The organism is Pseudomonas sp. AC239 (genome assembly GCF_979258545.1).
In genome coordinates this window covers 2,660,111-2,682,336 of record NZ_OZ409864.1, presented here as the reverse complement: position 1 = coordinate 2,682,336, position 22,226 = coordinate 2,660,111, and the positions used below count along the sequence as shown (strand labels likewise).

Annotated in this window: 21 protein-coding genes; 12 read left to right on the top strand and 9 right to left on the bottom strand. The window is 62.0% G+C overall.

What is annotated here, in order from left to right; translation table 11 throughout:
• Positions 1–78 precede the first annotated feature (78 nt).
• Together ACZ0AZ_RS12170 and ACZ0AZ_RS12165 are read left to right on the top strand one after the other, a co-directional pair.
• Positions 79–1,749: a ShlB/FhaC/HecB family hemolysin secretion/activation protein gene (locus ACZ0AZ_RS12170; RefSeq protein WP_056787743.1), complete on the top strand. Its 1,671-nt coding sequence runs from the start codon at positions 79–81 to the stop codon at positions 1,747–1,749.
• A 520-nt stretch (positions 1,750–2,269) separates the two neighbouring features.
• Positions 2,270–2,632, top strand: a complete 363-nt coding sequence (locus ACZ0AZ_RS12165) for a DUF6124 family protein (protein ID WP_463537449.1) — start codon at positions 2,270–2,272, stop codon at positions 2,630–2,632.
• 343 nt (positions 2,633–2,975) lie between these two features.
• Here ACZ0AZ_RS12165 and ACZ0AZ_RS12160 read toward each other — a convergent pair whose 3' ends face one another.
• The 3 genes from ACZ0AZ_RS12160 to ACZ0AZ_RS12150 all read right to left on the bottom strand — a co-directional run bounded on the left by ACZ0AZ_RS12160 (position 2,976) and on the right by ACZ0AZ_RS12150 (position 4,597).
• Positions 2,976–3,410 (bottom strand): hypothetical protein, encoded by a 435-nt coding sequence (locus ACZ0AZ_RS12160; protein ID WP_165368393.1) that lies wholly within the window; start codon positions 3,408–3,410, stop codon positions 2,976–2,978.
• Positions 3,411–3,902: 492 nt separating this feature from the next.
• Positions 3,903–4,310 carry a response regulator gene (locus ACZ0AZ_RS12155; RefSeq protein WP_310403722.1) on the bottom strand — a complete coding sequence of 136 codons (408 nt, stop codon included), beginning with the start codon at positions 4,308–4,310 and terminating at the stop codon, positions 3,903–3,905.
• 71 nt (positions 4,311–4,381) lie between these two features.
• Positions 4,382–4,597 carry a Flp family type IVb pilin gene (locus tag ACZ0AZ_RS12150; protein ID WP_372339872.1) on the bottom strand — a complete coding sequence of 72 codons (216 nt, stop codon included), beginning with the start codon at positions 4,595–4,597 and terminating at the stop codon, positions 4,382–4,384.
• A 328-nt stretch (positions 4,598–4,925) separates the two neighbouring features.
• On the opposite strand from ACZ0AZ_RS12150, the gene cpaB reads away from it, so the two are divergent.
• Genes cpaB through ACZ0AZ_RS12110 form a run of 8 tightly spaced genes read left to right on the top strand, consistent with a single transcriptional unit; the run spans position 4,926 to position 12,373 of the window.
• Positions 4,926–5,867: a Flp pilus assembly protein CpaB gene (cpaB, locus tag ACZ0AZ_RS12145; protein WP_463537448.1), complete on the top strand. Its 942-nt coding sequence runs from the start codon at positions 4,926–4,928 to the stop codon at positions 5,865–5,867.
• Positions 5,868–5,887: 20 nt separating this feature from the next.
• Positions 5,888–7,105, top strand: a complete 1,218-nt coding sequence (locus ACZ0AZ_RS12140; RefSeq protein WP_024011445.1) for a type II and III secretion system protein family protein — start codon at positions 5,888–5,890, stop codon at positions 7,103–7,105.
• The gene (locus tag ACZ0AZ_RS12135) at positions 7,102–8,292 is read left to right on the top strand and encodes a pilus assembly protein (protein WP_129998115.1); all 1,191 of its coding nucleotides are present in this window, start codon (positions 7,102–7,104) and stop codon (positions 8,290–8,292) included. Before ACZ0AZ_RS12140 ends, ACZ0AZ_RS12135 begins: the two co-directional genes overlap by 4 nt.
• Positions 8,289–9,557 carry a CpaF family protein gene (locus ACZ0AZ_RS12130; protein WP_463537447.1) on the top strand — a complete coding sequence of 423 codons (1,269 nt, stop codon included), beginning with the start codon at positions 8,289–8,291 and terminating at the stop codon, positions 9,555–9,557. The genes ACZ0AZ_RS12135 and ACZ0AZ_RS12130 overlap by 4 nt, the downstream gene beginning before the upstream one ends.
• Before the next feature lie 17 nt (positions 9,558–9,574).
• Positions 9,575–10,459, top strand: coding sequence for a type II secretion system F family protein (locus ACZ0AZ_RS12125; protein ID WP_463537446.1), 885 nt, complete (start codon positions 9,575–9,577; stop codon positions 10,457–10,459).
• A gap of 1 nt (position 10,460) precedes the next feature.
• Complete coding sequence (locus ACZ0AZ_RS12120) at positions 10,461–11,345, top strand: type II secretion system F family protein (protein ID WP_463537445.1); 885 nt, start codon at positions 10,461–10,463, stop codon at positions 11,343–11,345.
• Between the two features lie 23 nt (positions 11,346–11,368).
• A complete protein-coding gene (locus ACZ0AZ_RS12115) occupies positions 11,369–12,091 on the top strand; it encodes a tetratricopeptide repeat protein (protein WP_186567268.1) in 723 nt (240 codons plus the stop codon).
• A 9-nt stretch (positions 12,092–12,100) separates the two neighbouring features.
• Positions 12,101–12,373 carry a DUF3613 domain-containing protein gene (locus ACZ0AZ_RS12110; protein ID WP_130927037.1) on the top strand — a complete coding sequence of 91 codons (273 nt, stop codon included), beginning with the start codon at positions 12,101–12,103 and terminating at the stop codon, positions 12,371–12,373.
• Between the two features lie 107 nt (positions 12,374–12,480).
• On the opposite strand, the gene ACZ0AZ_RS12105 is transcribed toward ACZ0AZ_RS12110, so the two are convergent.
• The 3 genes from ACZ0AZ_RS12105 to ACZ0AZ_RS12095 form a co-directional block, all read right to left on the bottom strand.
• Positions 12,481–12,843: a DUF6124 family protein gene (locus ACZ0AZ_RS12105; protein ID WP_129998119.1), complete on the bottom strand. Its 363-nt coding sequence runs from the start codon at positions 12,841–12,843 to the stop codon at positions 12,481–12,483.
• Between the two features lie 788 nt (positions 12,844–13,631).
• A complete protein-coding gene (locus ACZ0AZ_RS12100; protein ID WP_129998120.1) occupies positions 13,632–14,399 on the bottom strand; it encodes a response regulator transcription factor in 768 nt (255 codons plus the stop codon).
• A 119-nt stretch (positions 14,400–14,518) separates the two neighbouring features.
• Positions 14,519–14,989, bottom strand: a complete 471-nt coding sequence (locus tag ACZ0AZ_RS12095) for an A24 family peptidase (RefSeq protein ID WP_310403741.1) — start codon at positions 14,987–14,989, stop codon at positions 14,519–14,521.
• A gap of 75 nt (positions 14,990–15,064) precedes the next feature.
• On the opposite strand from ACZ0AZ_RS12095, the gene ACZ0AZ_RS12090 reads away from it, so the two are divergent.
• Both ACZ0AZ_RS12090 and ACZ0AZ_RS12085 read left to right on the top strand, forming a co-directional pair.
• Positions 15,065–15,511, top strand: a complete 447-nt coding sequence (locus tag ACZ0AZ_RS12090) for a TadE/TadG family type IV pilus assembly protein (protein ID WP_129998122.1) — start codon at positions 15,065–15,067, stop codon at positions 15,509–15,511.
• A complete protein-coding gene (locus tag ACZ0AZ_RS12085; protein ID WP_463537444.1) occupies positions 15,508–18,270 on the top strand; it encodes a PAS domain-containing sensor histidine kinase in 2,763 nt (920 codons plus the stop codon). The genes ACZ0AZ_RS12090 and ACZ0AZ_RS12085 overlap by 4 nt, the downstream gene beginning before the upstream one ends.
• Here ACZ0AZ_RS12085 and ACZ0AZ_RS12080 read toward each other — a convergent pair.
• The 3 genes from ACZ0AZ_RS12080 to ACZ0AZ_RS12070 form a co-directional block, all read right to left on the bottom strand.
• Positions 18,255–20,252, bottom strand: a complete 1,998-nt coding sequence (locus tag ACZ0AZ_RS12080; protein ID WP_463537443.1) for a pilus assembly protein TadG-related protein — start codon at positions 20,250–20,252, stop codon at positions 18,255–18,257. The two genes, ACZ0AZ_RS12085 and ACZ0AZ_RS12080, sit on opposite strands and share 16 nt — an antisense overlap.
• 752 nt (positions 20,253–21,004) lie before the next feature.
• A complete protein-coding gene (locus ACZ0AZ_RS12075; RefSeq protein WP_310403750.1) occupies positions 21,005–21,562 on the bottom strand; it encodes a DUF4136 domain-containing protein in 558 nt (185 codons plus the stop codon).
• A gap of 41 nt (positions 21,563–21,603) precedes the next feature.
• The gene (locus ACZ0AZ_RS12070) at positions 21,604–22,215 is read right to left on the bottom strand and encodes a DUF4136 domain-containing protein (RefSeq protein WP_463537442.1); all 612 of its coding nucleotides are present in this window, start codon (positions 22,213–22,215) and stop codon (positions 21,604–21,606) included.
• Positions 22,216–22,226 lie beyond the last annotated feature (11 nt).

Here is a 22,226-nt window from a genome sequence, read left to right as displayed (position 1 = left end):
GGAAGATTCCCACGAGTCTTCCGCCTTTTTTCTAAGGAAAAACTTGCCCTGTGCTGTGTTCTGACCATGGAGTGTCCTATGCGCGTACTGGCATCCCTGCTGTGCCTTAGCCTCAGTTCCGCTGCCCTCGCCGACACCTTGCCCAGTTTTCTCAACAGCAACGAAACCATCCGCAACCTGCCCGTTCCCAACCTGCCCGCCGACGCCTATCGCCCGAGCGCGGCGCCGCTGCAAGTGCCGGACCCGGGTGCGACCGCCGCGCAGCCACTGCTGATGGAAACCAAGGTCAACCTGAAGACCGTGCAGATCGAAGGCGGCACGATCTACCCGCTCAACGAACTCGCGGAAATCTACAAGCCCCTGATCGGCCGTCAGGCCAGCCTTGCCGAACTGATCGAAGCCACGCGCAACATCACCCGTCGCTATCAGCAGGACGGCTATCTGTTGTCCTACGCGTTCCTGCCGCAACAGAACTTCGATGACGGCGTGGCCCGCGTGGTGCTGGTCGAGGGCTATGTGCGCGATATCCAGATGCAGGGCGACATCGGTCGGGTCAAAGGCCTGCTCGATAAACTCGCCGCGAAAATCCAGGCCGAACGCCCGCTGACGCGCAAGACCTTCGAGCGCTACACCACGCTGATGAGCCGTATTCCTGGCGTGACCATCCAAGCGCAAGTGCCGCCACCGGGCACCACCGATGGCGCGACCACCCTGGTTGCCCAGGCCAGTCGCAAACCGTTCACCAGCACCCTGAGCACCACAGAAGACAACCGTAACGGCCCGCAGGCGTTGCTCGGTGTCAGCAGCAATTCGCAGACTTCGATGGGCGAACAGTTGAGCCTCAGCGGCCTGTTCCCGCCGGGTGACGACAAAGAGCATTACTACCGTCTCGACTACAGCCAGTTCCTCGATACCGAGGGCACGCAACTCAACGTCTCGGCCTCGCGTTACCGCGCCGACCCGGACACCGAAGTGCTGGTCGGCGGTGGCGGACGCCTGAGTACCCACCGCGAGAACGATCGCTACTCGATCGGCTTCAGCACGCCCCTGATCGCCTCCGCCAACGAGCTGCTGACGGCCGGCTCACGTCTGTATGCGGTCGATGACAAGACGCGCTACGACGGCATCAACTTTCCCTTCAGCACCGAACTGCGCACCGATGTCCGCGCCCTGGCTTTCGAAGGCGACTGGCGCAAGGCCGACGCCCGCCAACTGCGCATCCTCAGTGCCGGCGTCTACCAGGGCTTCGACAGCCTCGGCGCACACACCAACTACGACGACATCGACCTGGATTTTTTCCGCGTGCGCTTGTCCGGCGTGCAGAGCGACAAGTTCCTCGACAACTGGCAAGGCGTGCTCTCGGCGGCGCTGTACTGGAGCGACGACACCTTGCCCGACAGCGAACGCGCCGTGTTCGGCGGGCAGAACTTCGGCCGTGGCTACCCCGACGACCAGGCCTCGGGCGACAAGGGTTGGGGCGTGGCCTACGAGGTCAACTACAGCTTCAACCGCGACGGCAACTGGGTGCGCATCCTGCAACCCTACGTAGTTGTCGACCGCTCGCGCAGCTGGTTCAACCAACTGCCGGTGCAGGCCAACAACCTGTCATCGACCGCCGTCGGGCTGCGCTTTGGTGATGCCAAGTATTACAACGTGGCGCTGGAAGTGGCGAAGGCGATGTCGGATGAAGCACTGGATACGTTCAATCGCAAGCCTCGGTACAGCATCAGTTTCAGTTATCAGCTGTGATGGCCGAGCGGTGTGTCAGTCAGGATTTTTTTGACTGACGCACCGCCTTCGCGAGCAGGCTCGCTCCCACAGATTCGGCGGCGTTCACGGTTCCTGAGTACAACCGCCGTCCCTGTGGGAGCGAGCCTGCTCGCGAAAGTGTTCGGCTATTCAACCGATTTATCGCAGCGCTTAAACCAGCCGTTTAAACACACGCCCCGTTACCTCGCAACGGCCCACAAATCCTTGCGCCATTGCCTACAGCTACGCCAGAATCCGCCGGCTTGTGCGCCTGGGGCGCGGGCTCTATCGTTTGCCTGCCACTGTTCATCAGTGGTCGGGTTTAGTCGCCCGCTTGTCCACGACGCACAGGTTCCTGTCAGCCAGGTATTGCATACCTGCACTTGATGGTGGCTGTGCGCAGGGCGCCTTCGGGCGCGCCGATTTCGTGGCTCATCGGTCGACTAACCTGCGTGCAGCTGCCTCCCTTTCGTTTAGTCGCGAACGGGTTGCGGTCCTACTCCATCAGGAGACTGAGCCCGTGAAAAAGATAACGCCCGATCCACCCCTTGCCGACCCAACCTTCGCCGACCCGCTCGTCGAAGCGCAAAAGCTCAAGGAAGCCGCCGACCGCGCCATCGATTACTACCTCAACCCCCGCCTCATCAAAGACCCCGCCGCACCGCGCAAACCCAGCACCCTGTTCCTCGTCGACCCGGCTGCGGACAACGAAACCCTGTTGGTGCATGCCTGCGAATCACTGGCCTCGGCGAGCATCATGGCCAGCGACCTGGCCGGATTTATCGATGGACCGCAGCGCAGCTCCCTGTTGGGAATACACCAAGTGATCATGCTGGGCGAACTGGCGGTCAACCGCGTACTGGACAGGCTTGTGCCGGAGTGACAAGAGCAAGAGGTTGGTTGCGCAGGTGGTGAGTCAGGCAGAGCGTTGTTGACTGACTGGCCGCCTTCGCTGGCAAGCCAGCTCCCACAGTTTGATCGGATGCGTTCAGTGAGAAACAGGTCGGCTGGCAGGCCGCCTTCGCTGGCAAGCCAGCTCCCACAGTTTGATCGGGTGCGTTCAGTGAGAAACAGGTCGGCTGGCAGGCCGCCTTCGCTGGCAAGCCAGCTCCCACAGTTTGATCGGGTGCGTTCAGTGAGAAACAGGTCGGCTGGCATGCCGCCTTCGCTGGCAAGCCAGCTCCCACAGTTTGATCGGGTGCGTTCAGTGAGAAACAGGTCGGCTGTCAGGCCCCTTCGCGAGCAGGCTCGCTCCCACAGTTTGAATCGAGTACATCAGCGAGAAACAGGTCGGCTGCCAGGCCGCCTTCGCTGGCAAGCCAGCTCCCACAGTTTGATCGGGTGCGTTCAGTGAGAAACAGGTCGGCTGGCATGCCGCCTTCGCGAGCAGGCTCGCTCCCACAGTTTGAATCGAGTACATCAGCGAGAAACAGGTCGGCTGGCAGGCCGCCTTCGCTGGCAAGCCAGCTCCCACAGTTTGATCGGGTGCGTTCAGTGAGAAACAGGTCGGCTATCAGGCCGCCTTCGCTGGCAAGCCAGCTCCCACAGTTTGATCGGGTGCGTTCAGTGAGAAACAGGTCGGCTGGCAGGCCGCCTTCGCGAGCAGGCTCGCTCCCACAGTTTGAATCGAGTACATCAGCGAGAAACAGGTCGGCTGGCATGCCGCCTTCGCTGGCAAGCCAGCTCCCACAGTTTGATCGGGTGCGTTCAGCGAGAAACAGGTTGGCTGGCAGGCCGCCTTCGCGAGCAGGCTCGCTCCCACAAAAGCAAAGCAGCGCAGCTGCCCGCGGCGAAGCCGCCCCACTCAACAATGAGCGCAAGCTCGAGTGCTCTTGATCTTGATCCACCGGCGACGTCGGAAGGCTGAGTGGAGGGATTGATCCGGGCGTGGGAGCGCAGCGACCGTCTGGCGCAGCCAGACACAGCGGAAGGAGGTGCAGCGAAGCAAACCGGAGCCGCTGCGCCCGGATCAGTCCCGGAGCGAAGGAACCCGAGCCTGCGAGGGCCGAACGTAGGAGCAAGCCTTTTGGGTTACCTTTTTGGCGTTTGAAAAAGGTGACCCGCCGTAAGGGCGGAACCGTAATCAGCAACCCCCGCAGCAACGGATATTCACCAAACCCCCACCAACACGGTCGGCCCAAAGGCCGCCGAGTTCACCCAGCCTCAACCCGAGGCTTGGGAAACAGATTATCGAGAGTCTCCAACAACCGAACGTGATAAATCGGCTTGCGAAACAGATCCAGCACCTGCAACCGCAACATATCGCTGACATCCTCCATATCCGCATGCCCCGACATCACAATCACCGGCAAATGCTCGCGCGACGTATGCTCACGCAGCCGCCTGATCAACGACATGCCCGACTCCTCGGGCATGCGCAAATCAGTAATCACCAAAGCAATATCTGGATGCCGGGTCAACAGATGCAACGCCAGCTTCACCGACGTCGCGGTGTGACAGACAAACCCCTCCCCCTCCAGCAACTCCGCCAACTCCAGCAACGCGTCTTCTTCATCATCAACCAGAAGCAGTTGTTGGCGGGACGACGAAGGCGCGTTCATAGGCAATACCTGAATACTGAAAGATAAATCCAGTGTAGTGCGATATCAGTCAGGTGCAGTGTTCACAAGCCTCAGGGTGTTGGCCGAGTAACAGCCGTACCATCGAGCGACGTCAGAACATTGTTGAAAATCGCCAACACCCTGTCGCCAAGCGGGCTAACGAATGCCACAACCACCACCGCCACCATCGCCACGACAATCGCATACTCGATCGCCGAAGCACCCTCTTCACTGCGGGCAAACGCGCGAGCCTTGGCGATCACATAATCAAAAGTCATACGAAACATAGGTCCACTCCTTCGCGCCTCTGGCGCCGACATCACCACCGCGGCATGGTTCCACCGTGCCACTTGAGCATTGTCAACAAACCCCCGCCCAACAACTGTAAGAACGCATTAATCACAAAGCATTAATCCCAATGTGTCCCGGCCATTTCCTGCTGTTAATTGGCCGCGACTCACACTTTGGTGGGTTATTTGCCTGTCATTAATGGCGCTTTTGCTTGGATCAGCTAGCTTGGAAATAGCGAAATAGTTGCATGTTCATAGCTGCCGAAGCAGTCCGCCTTTCGCAAGCAAATGCAGTCGGTTGTGCAGCAGGAAAGGGAGAGCCGTCATGAACAGTCGCGTCACCATGGGCCTTGCCGCGTTGCTGTTGCTCGGCGCGGTTTTTGTCGGTTACTGGGGGCTGGTGCTCAGTCGTCAGCAGGCCCCGGTCGCTGAGGCGCCCGTCGCCCCAGCGGTCAGCATTGAACAGACTGTCGCGATTGCCGAAGACCAGACCCGCCAACCGGTAGTAGTGCTGCTCCACGATGTCCCGCCGTTCACGCCGTTGACCGCCGCCGATGTAACCGTGGAAAAACTGCGCAGCGCACCGGCCGGCAGCCTGACCAGCATCGAACAAGCAGTCGGCCGCACGCCTTGGCGCCACCTCAGCGCCGGCACCTGGCTGAATGACGAAAGCTTCCGGGCCGGCGGTGCGCTGGCACGGATGATTCGCCGCGACGAGCGCGCGCTGACCGTGGCCGTCGATGAAGTGATCGGTGCCGCCGGACAGTTGCTGCCGGGCGATTACGTTGATGTGCTGCTGTATCTGCGCGAGGACGCGAGCAATCTGCAGCAGTCGGCGCAGATCGCCGTTCCGGCTTTGCGCGTGCTCGGCATCGGTGATCAGTACGGCCTGACCAACGACGGCCAACCGGCATCCCCCAACCTCAGCGCCGAAGAAAAACTCAAACAGGACCAGCGCCGCATCGCCGCCCGCACCGTGGTGCTGGCGGTGCCGGAACAACTGCTCAGCCGCCTGATGCTCGCCACTCAAGTCGGCACCTTGCGTCTCGCGGTGCGCAGCAGCGAAGAACAACGGCTGGCCAAATACTGGGCCGGCGAAGCGCAATCGCCCGCGCACCTGGATCGCGCCAACAGCCAGCTCTTCCAGTTCACTCAACTCGCCCTGGGCAGCGCGCAAAAAGCACCTGCCAGCGCCAGTGCCGGCGCGGTGTCCAGGCGTGCGGTGGAAATCATTCGCGGCAACCAGATCAGCCAACAAACCCCATGACTGCGCAAGGATTCACGTGCATGCAGAGTCGACTCAGACCGACATTGAAACCGGCGCTCCGGGCCTTGCTGTTGTTGGGATTGACGATGGACAGCGCCTTCGCGGCGGTGGGTAATTGCTCGGCACTGCCGCGCCTGCCCTCGGTGATCGAGATCGGTGAAGGCTTCCAGCAGGACATGCAGTCACCGGTGGCAATCACTCGGCTGGCGGTCGGCGACCCGAAAATTGCCGACGTGCATGCCAATGGCGGCTCGTCCTTCTTGCTCACGGGCGTCGGCCCCGGCGCGACCAGCCTGATGGTCTGGACCGCCTGCTCGGCGCAGCCGCAGCAAGCCATGGTCTTCGTCCAGGGCGCGGCAACCACGGCGCTGACCAGCAGCGTGCCGTCGGACGATCCGACGCTGCCGTCGCAAGTGCAGACCGACATCCGCTTCGTCGAAGTCAGCCGCACCAAACTCAAGGAAGCCACGGCGTCGCTGATCGGCACGCGCGGCAATTTCCTGTTCGGTTCGCCCGGCACGCTGCCACCGATCGACGGCGTGCCGCAGCCGCGCCTGCCGGTGGATAACTCACTGTTCAATTTCTCCTGGGTCGGCGGCAAGACCATGGCGATCATCAACGCCCTGGAAACCAGCGGCTTCGCCTACACCTTGGCGCGGCCGAGTCTGGTGGCGTTGAACGGGCAGAGTGCGAGCTTCCTGGCCGGCGGGGAAATCCCGATTCCGGTGCCCAGTTCCGGCAGCGACAGCGTGTCGATCGAATACAAGGAATTCGGCATCCGCCTGACCCTGACGCCAACCATCATCGGCCGCGACCGCATCGCGCTGAAGGTCGCCCCGGAGGTCAGCGAACTGGATTTTGCCAACGCGGTGAACATCGCCGGCACCACCGTTCCGGCGCTGACCATCCGCCGCACCGACACCAGCGTGTCGCTGGGTGATGGCGAGAGTTTCGTCATCAGCGGTTTGATCAGCACCACCAACAGCTCGCAAGTGAACAAGTTTCCCGGCCTGGGTGACATTCCCATCCTCGGGGCGTTCTTCAAGGGTTCGCAGATCAAACGCGAAGAGCGCGAACTGCTGATGATCGTCACCCCGCATCTGGTCCAGCCATTGGCGGCGGACGCGCGACTGCCGTCGTTGCCGGGGGAGAAACTGCGCAATTACGACCCGAATTTCTATCGCATGTTCTTCCTCGAGAACGGTAACTTCGACAAGCGCAGCGGGTTGTCGCAATGAACCAGAATCTCAGTCAGACCTTCCTCGCCATCACCCGCAACAGCACCGATCTGGAATGGCTGCAAAGCGCCCTCGCGCCACTCGGCCAGGTCATCAGCGCCGGTGCCGGCAGCCTCGACGAACTGCTCGCGCTGGTCGATGTAACGTTCGCCAATCTGGTGTTCGTCGGTCTCGACCGCGAGCACGTCGTCGCGCAGAGCGCACTGATCGAAGGTGCGCTGGAAGCCAAGCCGATGCTGGCGATCGTTGCTCTCGGCGACGGCATGGACAATCAGCTTGTGCTGAATGCGATGCGCGCCGGTGCGCGGGATTTCGTTGCCTATGGCTCGCGCTCAAGCGAAGTTGCCGGACTGGTGCGGCGCTTGGGCAAACGCCTGCCTGCCGTCACTCCCAACACACAGCTCGGCGGGCTTACCGTGATGTACGGCGTGCAGAGCAGTTCCGACGGTGCCTTGCTCGCCAATCACATGGCCATGGTGGTGCAGAAGAGCGGCCAGCAAACCTTGCTGCTCGACCTTGGCCTGCCCCGTGGCGACAGCCTCGCGTTGTTGGGGCTGGAGAGTTCGTTTCACTTCGGCGATGCCCTGCGTCATTTGCGCCGGCTCGACGCGACGCTGATCGACAGTGCTTTCACCAGTGCCGACCACGGCCTGCGCATTCTTGCCTACGCCAACACTGACGAACCGCTGGAAACCACCAGTGCCGCCGAGCTGTACATGCTGCTCAGCGCCTTGCGCCAGCACTTCCAGCACATTGTCGTGAACCTCACCGGGCAGGCCGACAGTGAGGCGTTGCGCACCTTCGTCAGCCATTGCGACAAACTGCTCTGGTACACCGACCAGAACGTGCTCAATTGCCGACGCAACCTCGCCGTGCTCAACCAGTGGCGCGAGAAAGGCATGAAACTCGAGCACGGGCGCTTGCTGATTGATCGCTACCTGAGCAATGTCGCGCCGGATGCCGAGACCCTGGGCAAGACCTTCAATCTGGAAGTCATCGCCGTGCTGGCCTTCAGTCCCGACGTGCGCCTGAACGCGAAAAACCAGGGCGTGAGTCTGTTCGAACTGGCGCCCCGGGAGAAACTTACCCAGAGCCTGCGCGCCCTCGGCGAGCGTCTGGCCAAGCGTTCCGAGGGCCTGAGCAAACCGAAAGTCACCTGGTTCGACCGTCTGCGAGGTAACTCATGAGCGCAGAAAAACTCTTTGGCGCGACGCCACGCGGAGCGATCGGCAACAGCGATCACGAAGGCCTGAAACTGGTCCTGCACCGCTACATCATCGACGCCATCGAGGAGTCAGGAAAAAACCTGCTGGAAGGTTCACGCCAGCAACTGGCGCAGTTCGTCACCGACAAGGTCGCCGAATACATCGCGCGTTTGCACCTGGCGATTTCGCGCTACGAGATGGAGCGCCTCGGCGAAGAAATCGTCGACGAACTCACCGGTTTCGGCCCACTGGAAGTTCTGCTGCGCGACCCGTCGGTGACGGAAATTCTGGTCAACGGTCCGCACCGGGTGTTCATCGAGCGCGACGGCGTACTGCATCAGAGCGATCTGCGTTTTATCGATGCGCATCACGTCGAGCGGGTCATGCAACGCATTCTTGCACCGCTCGGGCGACGCCTCGATGAGTCCTCGCCGATGGTCGATGCGCGCCTGCCCGATGGCAGCCGGGTCAACGCGATCATCCCGCCGATCGCCCTCGACGGCCCGTGCCTGTCGATCCGCAAGTTCCGCAAGGACATGCTCAAGAGCACCGACCTGATGGCGATGCAGACCATCGATCTGGCGATTTTCGAATTCCTGCAGAACGCCGTGGGCAGGCGCTGCAACATCCTGATCAGTGGCGGCACCGGCACCGGCAAGACCACGCTGTTGAACATCCTCAGCCAATTGATCAACCCGCACGAACGGCTGGTGACCATCGAAGACGTCGCCGAACTGCAGCTCGGCCATCCGCATGTGGTGCGTCTGGAAACCCGTCCGCCGAATGCCGAGGGTCATGGCGAGGTCAAGGCCAGCGACCTGATTCGCAACGCCCTGCGCATGCGTCCCGACCGGATCATTCTTGGCGAGATCCGTGGCGTCGAAGTGGTCGACGTGCTCACCGCGATGAACACCGGTCACGACGGTTCGATGAGCACCGTGCATGCCAACAATGCGCAGGACGCGTTGCTGCGTCTTGAGACTTTGGTCGGGCTGACCGGGCGCTCGATTGCCGAACGCACCTTGCGCCAGATGATCTGCGCCGCCCTCGACGTGATCATTCAACTGACACGCATGCCCGATGGCCGGCGCTGCGTCAGTGAAGTGGTGGAAGTGGTCGGCATGCGCGAGGACGTCTACGTCACCAACACTCTGTTCCGCCTCGACCGCCGCACAGGTTTCGGCTTCGCCCGCGAAGCGCTCAACCCGGCCGGCGACAAGCTGCGCCACGACGCTCACCTGGGCTGAAGGCGAGGAGCACGCAGATGCTGGGACCGATCATTCTCATCGCCATTTGCCTGATGCTGCTCGGGCTGTCGATCTATCTGTTCCTGCAAGGCCTGCGCAAGACCGCGACGGAGAGAGTCCTCAATCGACTCGCCGCCGGGCAACCGCAACTGGCCGTCGAGCAGACCAGGTGGGTGGGACTGGAGCGCATGTTTCTGCGTGCAGGACTGGGTCGGCCGAGTGAGCGTTTCGGCCTGTGGCTGAGCCTGTGGGCGGCGGCCATGGGCCTGGGATTTCTGCTCGGGAGCTGGGTTGGTTTGCTGATCATGTTGCTCGTCCCGCCCGTGACGTTGCGGCTGTACATCGCCATTCGCTACCGACGGAGGATCCGCCGCATGATCGAGCAACTGCCGCAATTGCTCGACCACACCGTGCGCAGTCTCAAGTCCGGGCGCACGCTCAGCGATGCGGTGCTGGGCGGCATCGAGGCCAGTGAAGATCCCTTGAAAGCAGCCATGGGCCGGGTGCAGCGCAACGTGCAACTGGGGGTGAACCTGCCCGATGCGGTCAGCGATCTCGCCGAACTCTACGAGCAGGACGAACTGCGCATGTTCGCCCTCGGCCTGAAGGTCAATCACCGCTACGGCGGCAATGCCAGTGAACTGCTGGAGAACCTGATCAAACTGATCCGCGAGCGCGATCAGGGCGCGCGGCAGTTGCGCGCGTTGACCGGGGAAACACGTATGACCGCTTGGGTTTTGGGTTTGCTGCCGCTGATTCTGGTGAGCTACTTCATGCTGACCAACCCCGGCTACATGCTCGGTATGTGGCACGACGAAAGCGGCCAGACCATGCTGCTCAGCGCCGCCGCGTTGCAGGTGCTCGGCAGTCTGGCGCTGTGGCGCATGTTGCGGAGCGTTTGAGATGGTCTGGCTCGCGGCGTTGCTGTTGCTCCTCGGTTCGCTGTTATTGCTGGGCAATCACCTGCTCACCGAGCGCCGCCGCGTGCGACAGGTGCATCAGCGCTTGCACGGCCAATTGGTCCGGGAGAACCGTTTCGGCCACTGGCTGCGCGCGCTGGGCAACAGCCGTTTCGGCCGGGGTTCGGTGAGCATCGACAGCGAAACCCAGACCCTGCTCGGCCGCCTCGGCTGGCGCCGCGCCAACGAACGCGCGCTCTTCGCCGCCTGCCAGATCGGCACGCCGCTGCTCGCTCTGGGGCTGGCGATCTTTTTGCAGGAAGTGTTTTTCCCGCAGACCAGCCACCGCTGGATGGCGCCGATGTTCGCCGCAGGCGGCGGCTATCTACTGCCCAAACGCCTGCTCGCCTACGCCGCCGCCCGCCGGCAGAAAACCATCGCCGTGGAAATTTCCACATTCATTCCGCTGCTGCGCATCCTTTTTGAATCCGGCATGGCGGTGGAACAAGCGCTGCGTGTGCTCAGCGTCGAAGCGCAGAAACTGCTGCCGGAGCTGACCAGCGAACTGCGCCTGATCCTCAGCCGCGTCGACTCCGGTCTGGAGCTGGGTCAGGAGCTGAACAAGACCGCGGTGATGCTCGCGGTGGAGGAATTCACCGACACCTGCGTGATCCTCCAGCAACTGATCCACCAGGGCGGCGGTGCGATGAAATCACTGCTGGCGCTCAAGCAATTACTGGATGACCGACGCCTGACCCGGCTGCAGGAATACATCTCGAAAATGTCGGCGAAGATGTCGGTGGTGATGATGCTGTTTCTGTTTCCCGCCCTGCTGATCGTACTGGCCGGCCCGGGCTTCACCGCCATCGCCCGCGCCTTCGCAAACTGACCTTGGCTCATGGAGAGCGCTAGATGAAAGTACTGATAGTCATGGCAAGTCTGTTGCTGCTCAGCGGCTGCGCTACGGACGGCCAGGCGCCGTGGACCTCGCTGCTGTCGCCGTCCAGCTGCAGCAAACTCACGTCGGAGCAGGAACTGTCGCTGAACCTCGCCGATGATCTGGCCAGCGACGGCAAGCTCCACGCCAGCCTCGCCAATCTGCAAAGCCTGCCGGACAACCTCAGCGAAGTGCGCCTGCGCAAAGCCAAGGTCTATCGCCTGCTTGGTCGCAGCGAAGCCGAGCCGCTCTACCGCAGCCTGCTCGGCGGCTGCCTCACGGCCCAGGCCGAACATGGCCTGGGCCAGGTCTACGCCGCCCGTGGCGACAACGGCCAGGCCCAGGCCCACCTGCAACGCGCCGCGCGCCTGGCACCCACCGACGAAAAAATCCGCAACGACCTCGGCGTGGTCTACCTCAACCAACTGCGCCTCAACGAAGCGAAATTCGAATTCCTCACCGCCATCGAGCTGAGCCAGAACAATCAACTGGCGACGCTGAACATGGTCACCCTGCTGCTCTACCAGAACGACTGGCCGCAAGCCGCGGAAATCGTCAGCCGCTCGAAACTGACCCCGGAACAATTCACCGAAGCGCAGCAACGCGCGGAAAAACTCAAAGCCCCGACCCACGCCAAAGCTACACCCGGCGACCGCGTCGCCGCCTTCATCGACCCGCTACCGCCGACGCTCGAATAGGAGACAGCCATGACCATCCGCAAAGGCCTGTGCTACCTGACCCTGCTCACCCTGCCCCTCGGCGCCCACGCCATCGACACCGGCCCGGCCTCGGCGCAACAACAGGAAACCGAAGGCTGGCTGGTCCTGCAAAGCCGCAACAAAGCCGCCTCGCCGAAACCTCAGAGTGCAACAGCCACCGAACGCGAACTGGCGATGCAGCGCTGGCTGAAGAAATACCAGTACGAGATTCCGGATTTTTACGATCCGGATGCGGGCGGGAAGATCGAGAGCAAGAATTAGTGAAGTGGTGTCCTTGAAGGCCCCTTCGCGAGCAGGCTCGCTCCCACAGTTTGCAATGCATTTCCCCTGTGGGAGCGAGCCTGCTCGCGAAGAACGATAACGCGGTTTCAACGCTGCGCATCAACCCGATCCAGCGCCCGATTCACCGCCAACTCCGCCAGCATGACAATCTGCTGAATCGCCAACGCCGTGCTGCGCTGAAACCCGCTCAACTCACCAGCGAAATTACTCGCCATCGCACTCGCTGACGCCAGCGACTCACAGGCATGCGCCAACAGGCTTTCGGTATCGACATTGGGCACCACCATGAACAGCGTACTGGGCGGATGCGGTTTTGCAGGTTCGGGGCAGAGATAGAAATCGAGCGCGCGTTTTATCGCTTCGCGGTTTTTCACAAGATCGTCGGCGCGCATGGCGTCTTCGAGCGGGGTGGCGGGGGATGGGGGTGGGTCTGGGATCAGTTTGTCCATTGAAACGGCTCTCCAAAATCTGCGGTGCTACCCAAGGCCATTCTCACGGGGCAAAAGGTGGCAACTGTATGCGGGGTGAGAATACCGGTTATGGACACCCGGCCAGACCGAAGTCTGCCCGCACACAGCCGCCATGACACATTGCAGACAGCGGACAAGCTGGCGGCGATTATGCGTGCACAGATACTGGATGACCATAAGTAGCAGGGTTCTCACACCCGATCGCCGAAGGTTCGACGACAGCCAGAGACTAGTGACCCGACGTCCGACGGACAACCTGAAAACCTTGTGGGAAGGTTCTGGTTATTTTGAAACAGATTTAAACGACTTCGAGTTATCGGCGGACCGACTGGCCTCATCGCGAGCAGGCTCGCTCCCACAGAAAGCAAAAGCTGCGCAGCTGCCCGCGGCGAAGCCGCACCACTCAACAATGAGCGCAAGCTCGAGTAGATTTTGATCTTGGAGCCCGTCGGCAGGCTGAGTGGAGTGATTGATCCGGGCGTGGGAGCGCAGCGACCGTCTGGCGCAGCCAGACACAGCGGAAGAAGGTGCAGCGAAGCAAACCGGAGCCGCTGCGCCAGGATCGATCCCGGAGCGAAGGAACCCCGAGCCCCAGCGAGCGGGCCGAACGTCAGGGCGAAGACCTTTTGGTTACTTTGGGCTGGGCCGGCATTCCGGCGTTTGCCAAAAGTGACCCGCCGTAAGGGCGGAACCGTAATCAGCGACACCAAAAAAAACGGATATTCACCCCAACCACCCAAAGCATGGTCGGCCCAAAGGCCGCCAAGTCAATGCGCCGTAACCCGCTGCCGCCCCGCCGAACTACCAGGAGAAAGCGCCAAAGCCAACTGCGTCCGATTATGCATATGCGTCAACCGCAACACCTGCGACACATACAGCTTCACCGTGTTCTCGGTAATCCCCAACTCACAGGCAATCTGATAATTGGTCTGCCCCTTGCCCACCAACCGCGCCACATCCAACTGCCTGGGCGATAACTGACTGAACACCGCTGGCACCTCGCCAGACTCAGACTCGCCCTCACTCACCACTGGCGCAGGCGAGCGCCGCACCTTGTCCAGATCCTGATAAAGGTCATCAATCGACTCGGACAAAAACTGCAACTTCTGATTCAAATGCCCCAGATGCAGATTCTTCTGTCGTTCCTGCAAAGCCAACTCCTGGCGCTGCACACCCTCGAGCAACTCTGCCAGCTCAATCGGCTTCTGATAGTAATCGGCGATCCCCGCACGCAACGCCTTGATCACATCCTGCTTGTCCGCGCGCCCGGTGAGCATGATCGCCTCGAACACCCGCTGTTTGCCGGCCAGCCGCTGCAACGCCTGGATCAACTCGATGCCGTCCATGTCCGGCATGTGCAAATCACTCAGCACCAGACCAATGTCCGGGTCAGCCCTGAACAGCTCGATGGCTTCGAGACTCGACTCGCACGGCACGCAACGGTAACCACTGCTCTCAAGAAACTCACAGAGTTCTTCGACGATCAGCGGCTGATCGTCGACCACGAGGATTTTTACCGCACTAGGCTTGTTCACGAACCACTCCATTTGCTCGGGTCAACGCTGACGATTCCTGCACTTTGGTGGCGTATTCGCCTGAATTGAAAGTAGACCCACTTTCCGACTATGTACATAGGACTAGTGGCACCCCGCGATCAGGTGATCCAGTACAGCGAGAGCACTACACCTACCCACACGAACGGCGCAAATGGCAGCTTTTTTGACTTGTCCGGAGCGAGATGGCGTACGTGCTCTCTAAGCCCTTGACCGATATGGGGCCAGACTTTTGGCGCAAGCAGCAGCCAAATCACGCTGGTTACTCCAGCACCGATAAACGCGCCAAGAACGAATATGCCGTTCGTCGCAAGAGCCAGGGCTGTCATTAATTTCACATCGCCGGCGCCCATGCGTCCCAAGGCGTAACCGGGCAGCGTCAGCAGCAAAGCAATCAGGCAGGCCCATCCACCCTGCCCTGCCTCGGCGCCCAACCAGGTGGTGCCGGTCGCCAGCAACCAGACCAGCGCCAGCGCGCCGACGCCCAACGTCAATGCGTTGGAAATACGCCGCTGCCGGGCATCTTGCGCGGCGCAGATCGCCAGCCAGATCAGAACAAGTGAAATCTGCATCCGCTGAAAGCCGTCCGTTTTGGCTGATTGATTCTATGCTGATACTACGCAGTGACTGTCAGGGTAGACGCACGCATGAAAAACGGCTTTCGCAGGTCGCAAAAAGGTGCGGTGGCGATCGAATTCGCCTTGGTGTTCATCATCTTTTTCGCAGTGTTTTACGGGCTGGTCAGCTACGGCCTGCCCTTCGTGATGATGCAATCGTTCAACCAGGCCACCGCCGAAGCGGTGCGCCGCAGCGTTGCGGTCGACCCGACCACGCCGAACTATTCGACGATGGTAGTCAACACCGCCAATGCCGCGCTGACCCAGCAACTGCAATGGCTGCCCTCGGCCTTGAATCTGGTGGTCGGGATCGACACCAGTGCGGCGTACGACGCGGGGACTGGCACCCTGACCGTCAGCGTCAATTACCCGGTGAGCAAGCTCAACCAGATCATGCCGTTTCTGGTGCTGCCGGGTATTGGCACGGTGCCCAATCTGCCCACGCACCTGACCGCCCGCTCGAGCCTGCAATTTTGACCGCCGGCGATAAGCTCTTCGGGCGTTTGCTCAAGCGTGCGCCCAGCGCTGTCCTTGAGCTGCCGGACCGCCTCGGCGCACCGCCCACCGGGCTGCATCTGTATTTGAATGGCGACGGCGAGGTGTTGCAGATCGCCGGCCCGCTGCGGCATTTGCTCGCCCAGCACAAACTCAACGACCAACCGTTGCCGCTCAGCGCCTATCTGCTGCCGCATAGCCTGCTGACCATCGAAGGTCAGCCGCGGGACTGGCACGGGCAATTGCTCGATCTCGACTTTCCCGGCCTGAATGATCAGCCGCTGCACTTGCGCGGGTGGGTGCAACCATTGGGTGACGGCTGGCTGCTGCAACTGCTCGACATCGCCGACCTGCTGCTCGAACGTCAGCAATCGCGCGACCGCGACGCCTGTCAGACCCTCGCCGCGCAGGTCAGCGATCATCTGCGCACCTGCAGCCTCACGCGTTTGCCGGCGGTGCTCGGCGAACAATTGCAGGCCATCGCCCAGCGCTGGCATATCCCCTGCCTGGCCGTGGCGCTGCTCGATGAGCAAGCTCAGGGCTGGCAGATTCATCAACAGTTTCGTGGCCACGATGCCCCGGATTTGTGGGAGGACGGCCAGTCATTGGGCACGCCGCTGGACAGCCTCAACGGCAGCGCGCCGCAACGCCTCGCGGGCCAGCAGGGCCGTTATGAGCACTCGCGATTGCGGGCCACCTTCGGCAACGCCAACGGTTTCGCCGTGCCCTACAGCAATGATCAAGGCGTGGTCGCGTGGCTGCTTTGCGGGTTTTACACGGTCGACAACTTGGCACCATGGCTGACCGATCGCGACTGGCTGTCCCTGGCCGGCGCACTGGCCGGGCCGTTGCTCAGCCGCTTGCGCGAGCAGCGCCATGTGCAATCGATGGAGCGTCTCGATTCCCTGCAACACCTGCTCGGTACCGGCTGGTGGGAAATCAGTGCCGACGGGCAGATTGCACTGGCGCCGTCACTGGCCTCGGCACTGGGCCTCAGCGACCGCACGCTGGCGGTGGAAGACTGGCTGCGGCTGTTCCATCCCGCCGACCGCGACGAGTTGCGCAGCCGTTTGCGCGCCCTGCAGTTGCAGGGCGAAGCGCTGACCCTGAGCGTGCGCCTGCATCAGGCGGAGGTCGGCGCAACCGCGACGTGGTATCGGATTCAGGGCCAGGTCAGTGGCACGGGTGAACACCGGCGTCTGGTCGGGTTCATGCTCGACATCAGCGACATCCAGAATCAACAACAGCGCGCCGCCGCAGCCCATGCGCGGCTGGATAATCTGATCGCCAGTTCGCCGGCAGTGATCTACGTGCAGCGCTATGCAGAAGGCGCGCTGGTTCCCGAATTTTTCAGCGCCAGCCTGCAACCCTTGCTGGGCTGGACGCTGGAAGATTGCGATGCAGCAACACTGGTCGAGCACGTCCATCCCGACGACCGTGAACTGTATTTCCAGCGCAACCGCCAGTTGCTGCGCGAAGGCTCGGTGCGTGCGCGTTATCGCTTGCGTGACCGCCGTGGCGAGTACCATTGGCTGCTCGATGAGGCAAAACTGCTGCGCAACGATCTCGGCCTGCCGGTCGAGGCGGTGGGCTTGTGGCTGGACGTCACCGACGCAACGCTTGCTGCCGAGCAGGTCCGCCAGAGCGAAGAGCGCTACCGGATTCTGGTGGAGGATTCGCCGGCAATGATCTGCCGGTATCGCCCCGACCTGATGCTGATCTTTGGCAACCGACCGTTGGCGACTTATCTGGAATGCACCCCGGAACAACTGCCCGGGGTTGATCTGGGTGGCTGGATGTCCGAGGAACAGCGCGGCGCTTTTGTGCAGCGGCTGAGCCAACTGACGCCGGAACAGCCAGTGAGTACAGCGGAAATCAGCCTGCAATTGCCCGGACGCGAACACGCCTGGTGGGTCTGGTCGGATCGCGGCGTGTTCGATGAGCAGGGACAGTTGATCGAAGTGCAGGCGGTGGGCCGCGACAACACCGAGGTGCGCCGCTCGCAACAGCAACTCACGCAAAGCGCGAAAATGGCCACCCTCGGCGAAATGGCCACCGGCCTCGCCCACGAGATCAATCAACCGCTGAACGTCATGCGCATGGCCATCGTCAACGTGCTCAAGCGCCTCGGCAACGGTGATGTGCAGGTCGATTACCTGACCGAAAAACTCAACCGCATCGACGCTCAGGTGCAACGCGCGGCGAAAGTGGTCGACCACATGCGCGTATTCGGTCGGCGCTCGGAAATCGAACAACAGTTGTTCAACCCGGCCCAGGCCATCGAAGGCACCCTGTCGCTGCTGGCCGAGGGCATGCGCGGTAAAGGTGTCGACCTGCGCATCAGCGAGACCGGTTTCGAAGCGCAGGTGCGCGGCTACGTCGATCAGTTGGAGCAGGTGCTGATCAATCTGATGGTCAACGCCCGCGACGCCCTGCTCGGCAAACGCGAGGGCGACTCAACGTTCAAGCCGTGGATTTCGATCTACGCCGAGCGCGACGAGGAAAGCGTGCGGCTGTGGGTCGAGGACAATGGCGGCGGTATCGATCCGCGTTTGCTGGAGCGGATCTTCGAGCCGTTCTTCACCACCAAGCCGATTGGCGTCGGCACCGGTCTGGGCCTGTCGGTGAGCTACGGCATCATCGCCAACATGGGCGGGCAATTGAGCGTGCGCAACTCCACGGAGGGCGCACGGTTCTGCATCGAATTGCCGATTGCCACGGATGATCAGATCACCAGATAGGCCTTGCCGGTCTGCCCGCAGGTCATGTTGGCGCCCACCTCGGTGTTCATCAGATTGATGCCCAGGCCTTTGAGCAGGTTGTTCAACAACGGGTCGAGCAGGGGGCTGATCAAACCGGTGACCACCGGCAACAAGCGGTTGCTGACGTCGCTGATCAACGAGGCCACACCGGTGACGATGGCGCCCAGCGGATTGCTGCCCACAGGTTTGTAGACGATCAGGTTGATGCCCGACAGGGTGTTCGCCAGGCTGCCGACGATGTTGCTGGTCGGCGCGGCGGACAGCAGGCTCGGCGGCCGTTTCAGATTGGCCGGGGTGGCGAAGGGTGTGGTGCTGGAGAACAGCAGATTCTGCGTGGTCTGCGCGACGCTGGTGTCGAGTTTCAGGGCGATGCCGCCGGCGCCGTACTGGACGTGGGAGGCGGCATCGCAACTGCCGATGCCGAGAATCTTGTGGCAGGTGATGATGCCGAGATCGACCAGCGGCAGCGGTGCCACCGTTGGTTCAGCGACTGAAGAGAACGCTGCGATGGGATCGATCTTGCCGAGTTTGAGATCAGCCAGAGAAGTCGTGGTGGCGGCAGTCAGGCTTTTGCTGCCGCTGTCGCCGGTCGGGCAGCGGTAATCGGTGACATAGCTTTTCGCCCCGCCGGCATCCAGCGCGATATCGATCCGCGGTGAGGGCAGCAGCTTCGGATCGAGCTGTTGGCAACCGGCGCCCAACAGGCAGAACACGGAATTGAGGGTGTCCACCAGATTCAGGCTCAACAGTGCATTGAGCGTCGGCGTCAGCGTACCGACCAGGCCCAGTACCGCATTCGTCAGCCCCGTGACTCCTGACAGCACCGGCAAATTCACCGACAGCAGCGTGCGCACCTGCGCGGTGCGCACATAAATCCGGTCCGGTCCCAACGGATCGGCCTTGGCCCGCGCCGGGTCGCCAATCGCCGAGAATTGCGGCGGCTCGATCACCTTCACCCGCACCGTGACACCGGCCAGCCCCAGCACGTTGACCGGCAAGGTCGCCGCCACCGCGCTCTTGCTGTTGGCCAGTTGCACCATGCCCTGCACCAGTTGCAGCAATTGCACATTGGCATCCAGCCCCGCCGCCGTAGTGCCGGTTTGCAGTTGCAGGATCTCGCCGAGTCTGACCGGTGCTGCATTGATGGCGGCGACCTGCAACTGGCCCAGCGCGGTGACCACTTGCGCAGTCGCGCCGTTGAGTTGCACCACCGTTGCGGCGGCCTGGATCAGCTGCGTCACCGTTGCCTGGGTGTTGAGCAACTGGGTGTAATTGCCGGCGCCGACATTGAGGTTGATTGCCAGTTGATCGAGGTATTTGAGCAGGTTGATATCGGTGTGCAGCAAGCCGTCCCAGCCCACCGCCGTGAGGTTGACGTTGCCGCCGAGCAGCCCGGAAAACAGCGGATTGAGGATGTTCGACTGCGCCGTGTCGATGCTGGCGAGGGTGCTGCGGATATTCAGTTGGGCGACGGTCGGCTGCGGTTTCGCGGCAACTGCCGAAGCATTGAGTGTGGTGTTGAGGCTGACCGGTGTAGCGCTGAACAACGCCCGCACACCACCAGCAAAACTGCTGGTGACCGTACGACTGGCGGCGACTTTGACTGCGCTTGATTGCGTGGCATCGACAGTGAAACTGCGCATACCGCTGGCAGCGGTGGCCAGTGTGCCGCAGGTGGTGGCGAGTGTATTGGCGGCGTCCACCACGTAACCGTTGCGCAGTGCACTCTGCCCGGCATAACTGGCGGCGGTCAGCCCGGGCATGCAATTGCCGCCGCGACTGACCGCTTCGAGGGCGGCGGTATCCACCACCCGCTGCAATTTGCGCTGTTCCATGTACAGGCGACCGCTGTCGACCACCAGCAACATCATCACCAGCGCCAGACTCAGAGTGGCAGCCGCCATCAAGCCGATCGCCCCGCGTTGCCGGGCCGGGCCGTTGCCTTGCGATCCTGGCGACATGGCGCACTCCTTTGCCGGCGCAGTGCCGAGCTACCTGCGTTGGTAAAAAGGAGTGTAGACACGGTGGAGCAAGCGCGCTGGCGCCGCGTCATTTAGAGGGCTACCGCCCACTGTGGGAGCGAGCTTGCTCGCGAAAGCGTCAGCTCAGGCAATCAAGATGTTGAATGCACCGCCGCCTTCGTGGGCAAGCCCACTCCCACAGGGATTTGCGCTGGGCCGAGGCCATCGGTTCAACACCGAAACCTGTGGGAGCGAGCCTGCTCGCGAAAACGCCAGATCAGACAATCAAAATGTTGAATGTACCGCCGCCTTCGTGGGCAAGCCCACTCCCACAGGAATCTGCGCTGGGCCGAGACCGTCGGTTCAACACCGAAACCTGTGGGAGCGAGATTGCTCGCGAAAGCGCCAGATCAGGCAATCAAGATGTTGGATGCACCGCCGCCTTCGTGGGCAAGCCCACTCCCACAGGGATTTGCGCTGGGCCGAGGCCATCGGTTCAACACCGAAACCTGTGGGAGCGAGCCTGCTCGCGAAAGCGCCAGATCAGGTAATCACGATGCTGAATGTACCGCCGCCTTCGTGGGCAAGCCCACTCCCACAGGGATTTATGCCGGGTTGAAGATCATTCGTTCAACACCGAAACCTGTGGGAGCGAGCCTGCTCGCGAAAGCGCCAGATCAGGCAATCACGATGCTGAATGTACCGCCGCCTTCGCGAGCAGGCTCGCTCACACAGGGACGGTTCAGAGCGGTTCAACGCGGTGGATAGTTGGCCAGGATCCGTGCCACGGTCTCGCGAATGGCATTGCTGCGATCGGCCGGATTCGGGCGGCTGCTGAGCATTTGTTCATCGCTGCCACGCCACACCAGTTTGCCGTCCTTGCCGTCGAGCAGGTCGATCTGAATGGTCGCGACCTTGTAGGTGATGTTGCGCGTTTCGTTGTACATCGGCGCGCCCCAGTAGCCGTTCCACGGGCCGCCCCAACCGCCGCCGTAATTGGTCGTCACCTGTTGCTGCCGGTCCTCGACGATCAGGTAGGTCTGCACGCTCAGATCACCCTTGCCGCCACCAGCAGCCGGGCGCAAACCGCGCTGATCGAGTTGATCGGACACCGCCTGGCGAATGCGCTGTTCGGTCAGGTCACTCTTGATGCGCGGATCATCGGGGCGGTATTGCAGGGCCGGGTCTTTCCAGCTCCAGCTGCGATAAGCGGCGAAGTCGCGGCTGGCGTCGAAGTCGTGATTGACCTGATTGGCGGCGCAGGCACTGAGCAGCGCGGCAACAGCGAGTAGAGCGAGACGGCGGAACATGATTTTTCTCCGGGTGAAGACATGAACCTGCTGACACGACGTCAGCTGGGAGGATACGCCGCCATGGCTTTTTCCACAGCCTCGCGGATCGCATCGGCGCGTTCGATCTGATTGCCCTGGGTGCCGGTCTCGGCGCTGGCGCTCCACACTGGCTGACCATTGCCGGCATCGAACAGATCGACCCGCACCACCACGACCTGCTCTTGATAGGTGCGCATGACCGGCACGCTGTTGTACATGCCGTAACCGCGACCATAACGATCATAGCCGCCGTATCCACCGTAGTAGCCGTAGTCGTCGCGAACCTGACGCAATCGGGTTTCCAGACGCAGGTCGGCGCTGACCAGCAGGTCCGCCGGGCGGTTGTCGCGCATCGGCCGCAAGCCGCGCTGGTCGAGAGCGTTGCTGACCGCCTCGGCCACCTGCGCCGAGTCGGCCCACGCCGTGCCCGGTGGTAACTGCCCGTCGCGCCAGGCCCAATTGCGGTAGCGCCCGTAATCACGCGGCGGCGCCGGGTAGGCGCTGCGGTCGAAGATGGTGGCGGCCTGCGGCGGTGCCGGTGGCAACGGCCGTGACTGGGCCACGTAGGGGTTGCTGCCTTGGCAGGCGGCCAACCCCAGACTCATCAGCAATAACCCGCATTGAGCTTTCATGTCGCGCTCCG

Coding starts and splice junctions, on each gene's coding strand:
- ACZ0AZ_RS12170 (WP_056787743.1), top strand. CDS start 79: ATGCGCGTACTGGCATCCCTGCTGTGCCTTAGCCTCAGTTCCGCTGCC.
- ACZ0AZ_RS12160 (WP_165368393.1), bottom strand. CDS start 3,410: ATGCCAGCCGACCTGTTTCTCGCTGATGTACTCGATTCAAACTGTGGG.
- ACZ0AZ_RS12155 (WP_310403722.1), bottom strand. CDS start 4,310: ATGAACGCGCCTTCGTCGTCCCGCCAACAACTGCTTCTGGTTGATGAT.
- ACZ0AZ_RS12150 (WP_372339872.1), bottom strand. CDS start 4,597: ATGTTTCGTATGACTTTTGATTATGTGATCGCCAAGGCTCGCGCGTTT.
- cpaB (WP_463537448.1), top strand. CDS start 4,926: ATGAACAGTCGCGTCACCATGGGCCTTGCCGCGTTGCTGTTGCTCGGC.
- ACZ0AZ_RS12140 (WP_024011445.1), top strand. CDS start 5,888: ATGCAGAGTCGACTCAGACCGACATTGAAACCGGCGCTCCGGGCCTTG.
- ACZ0AZ_RS12135 (WP_129998115.1), top strand. CDS start 7,102: ATGAACCAGAATCTCAGTCAGACCTTCCTCGCCATCACCCGCAACAGC.
- ACZ0AZ_RS12130 (WP_463537447.1), top strand. CDS start 8,289: ATGAGCGCAGAAAAACTCTTTGGCGCGACGCCACGCGGAGCGATCGGC.
- ACZ0AZ_RS12125 (WP_463537446.1), top strand. CDS start 9,575: ATGCTGGGACCGATCATTCTCATCGCCATTTGCCTGATGCTGCTCGGG.
- ACZ0AZ_RS12120 (WP_463537445.1), top strand. CDS start 10,461: ATGGTCTGGCTCGCGGCGTTGCTGTTGCTCCTCGGTTCGCTGTTATTG.
- ACZ0AZ_RS12115 (WP_186567268.1), top strand. CDS start 11,369: ATGAAAGTACTGATAGTCATGGCAAGTCTGTTGCTGCTCAGCGGCTGC.
- ACZ0AZ_RS12110 (WP_130927037.1), top strand. CDS start 12,101: ATGACCATCCGCAAAGGCCTGTGCTACCTGACCCTGCTCACCCTGCCC.
- ACZ0AZ_RS12105 (WP_129998119.1), bottom strand. CDS start 12,843: ATGGACAAACTGATCCCAGACCCACCCCCATCCCCCGCCACCCCGCTC.
- ACZ0AZ_RS12095 (WP_310403741.1), bottom strand. CDS start 14,989: ATGCAGATTTCACTTGTTCTGATCTGGCTGGCGATCTGCGCCGCGCAA.
- ACZ0AZ_RS12090 (WP_129998122.1), top strand. CDS start 15,065: ATGAAAAACGGCTTTCGCAGGTCGCAAAAAGGTGCGGTGGCGATCGAA.
- ACZ0AZ_RS12080 (WP_463537443.1), bottom strand. CDS start 20,252: ATGTCGCCAGGATCGCAAGGCAACGGCCCGGCCCGGCAACGCGGGGCG.
- ACZ0AZ_RS12075 (WP_310403750.1), bottom strand. CDS start 21,562: ATGTTCCGCCGTCTCGCTCTACTCGCTGTTGCCGCGCTGCTCAGTGCC.
- ACZ0AZ_RS12070 (WP_463537442.1), bottom strand. CDS start 22,215: ATGAAAGCTCAATGCGGGTTATTGCTGATGAGTCTGGGGTTGGCCGCC.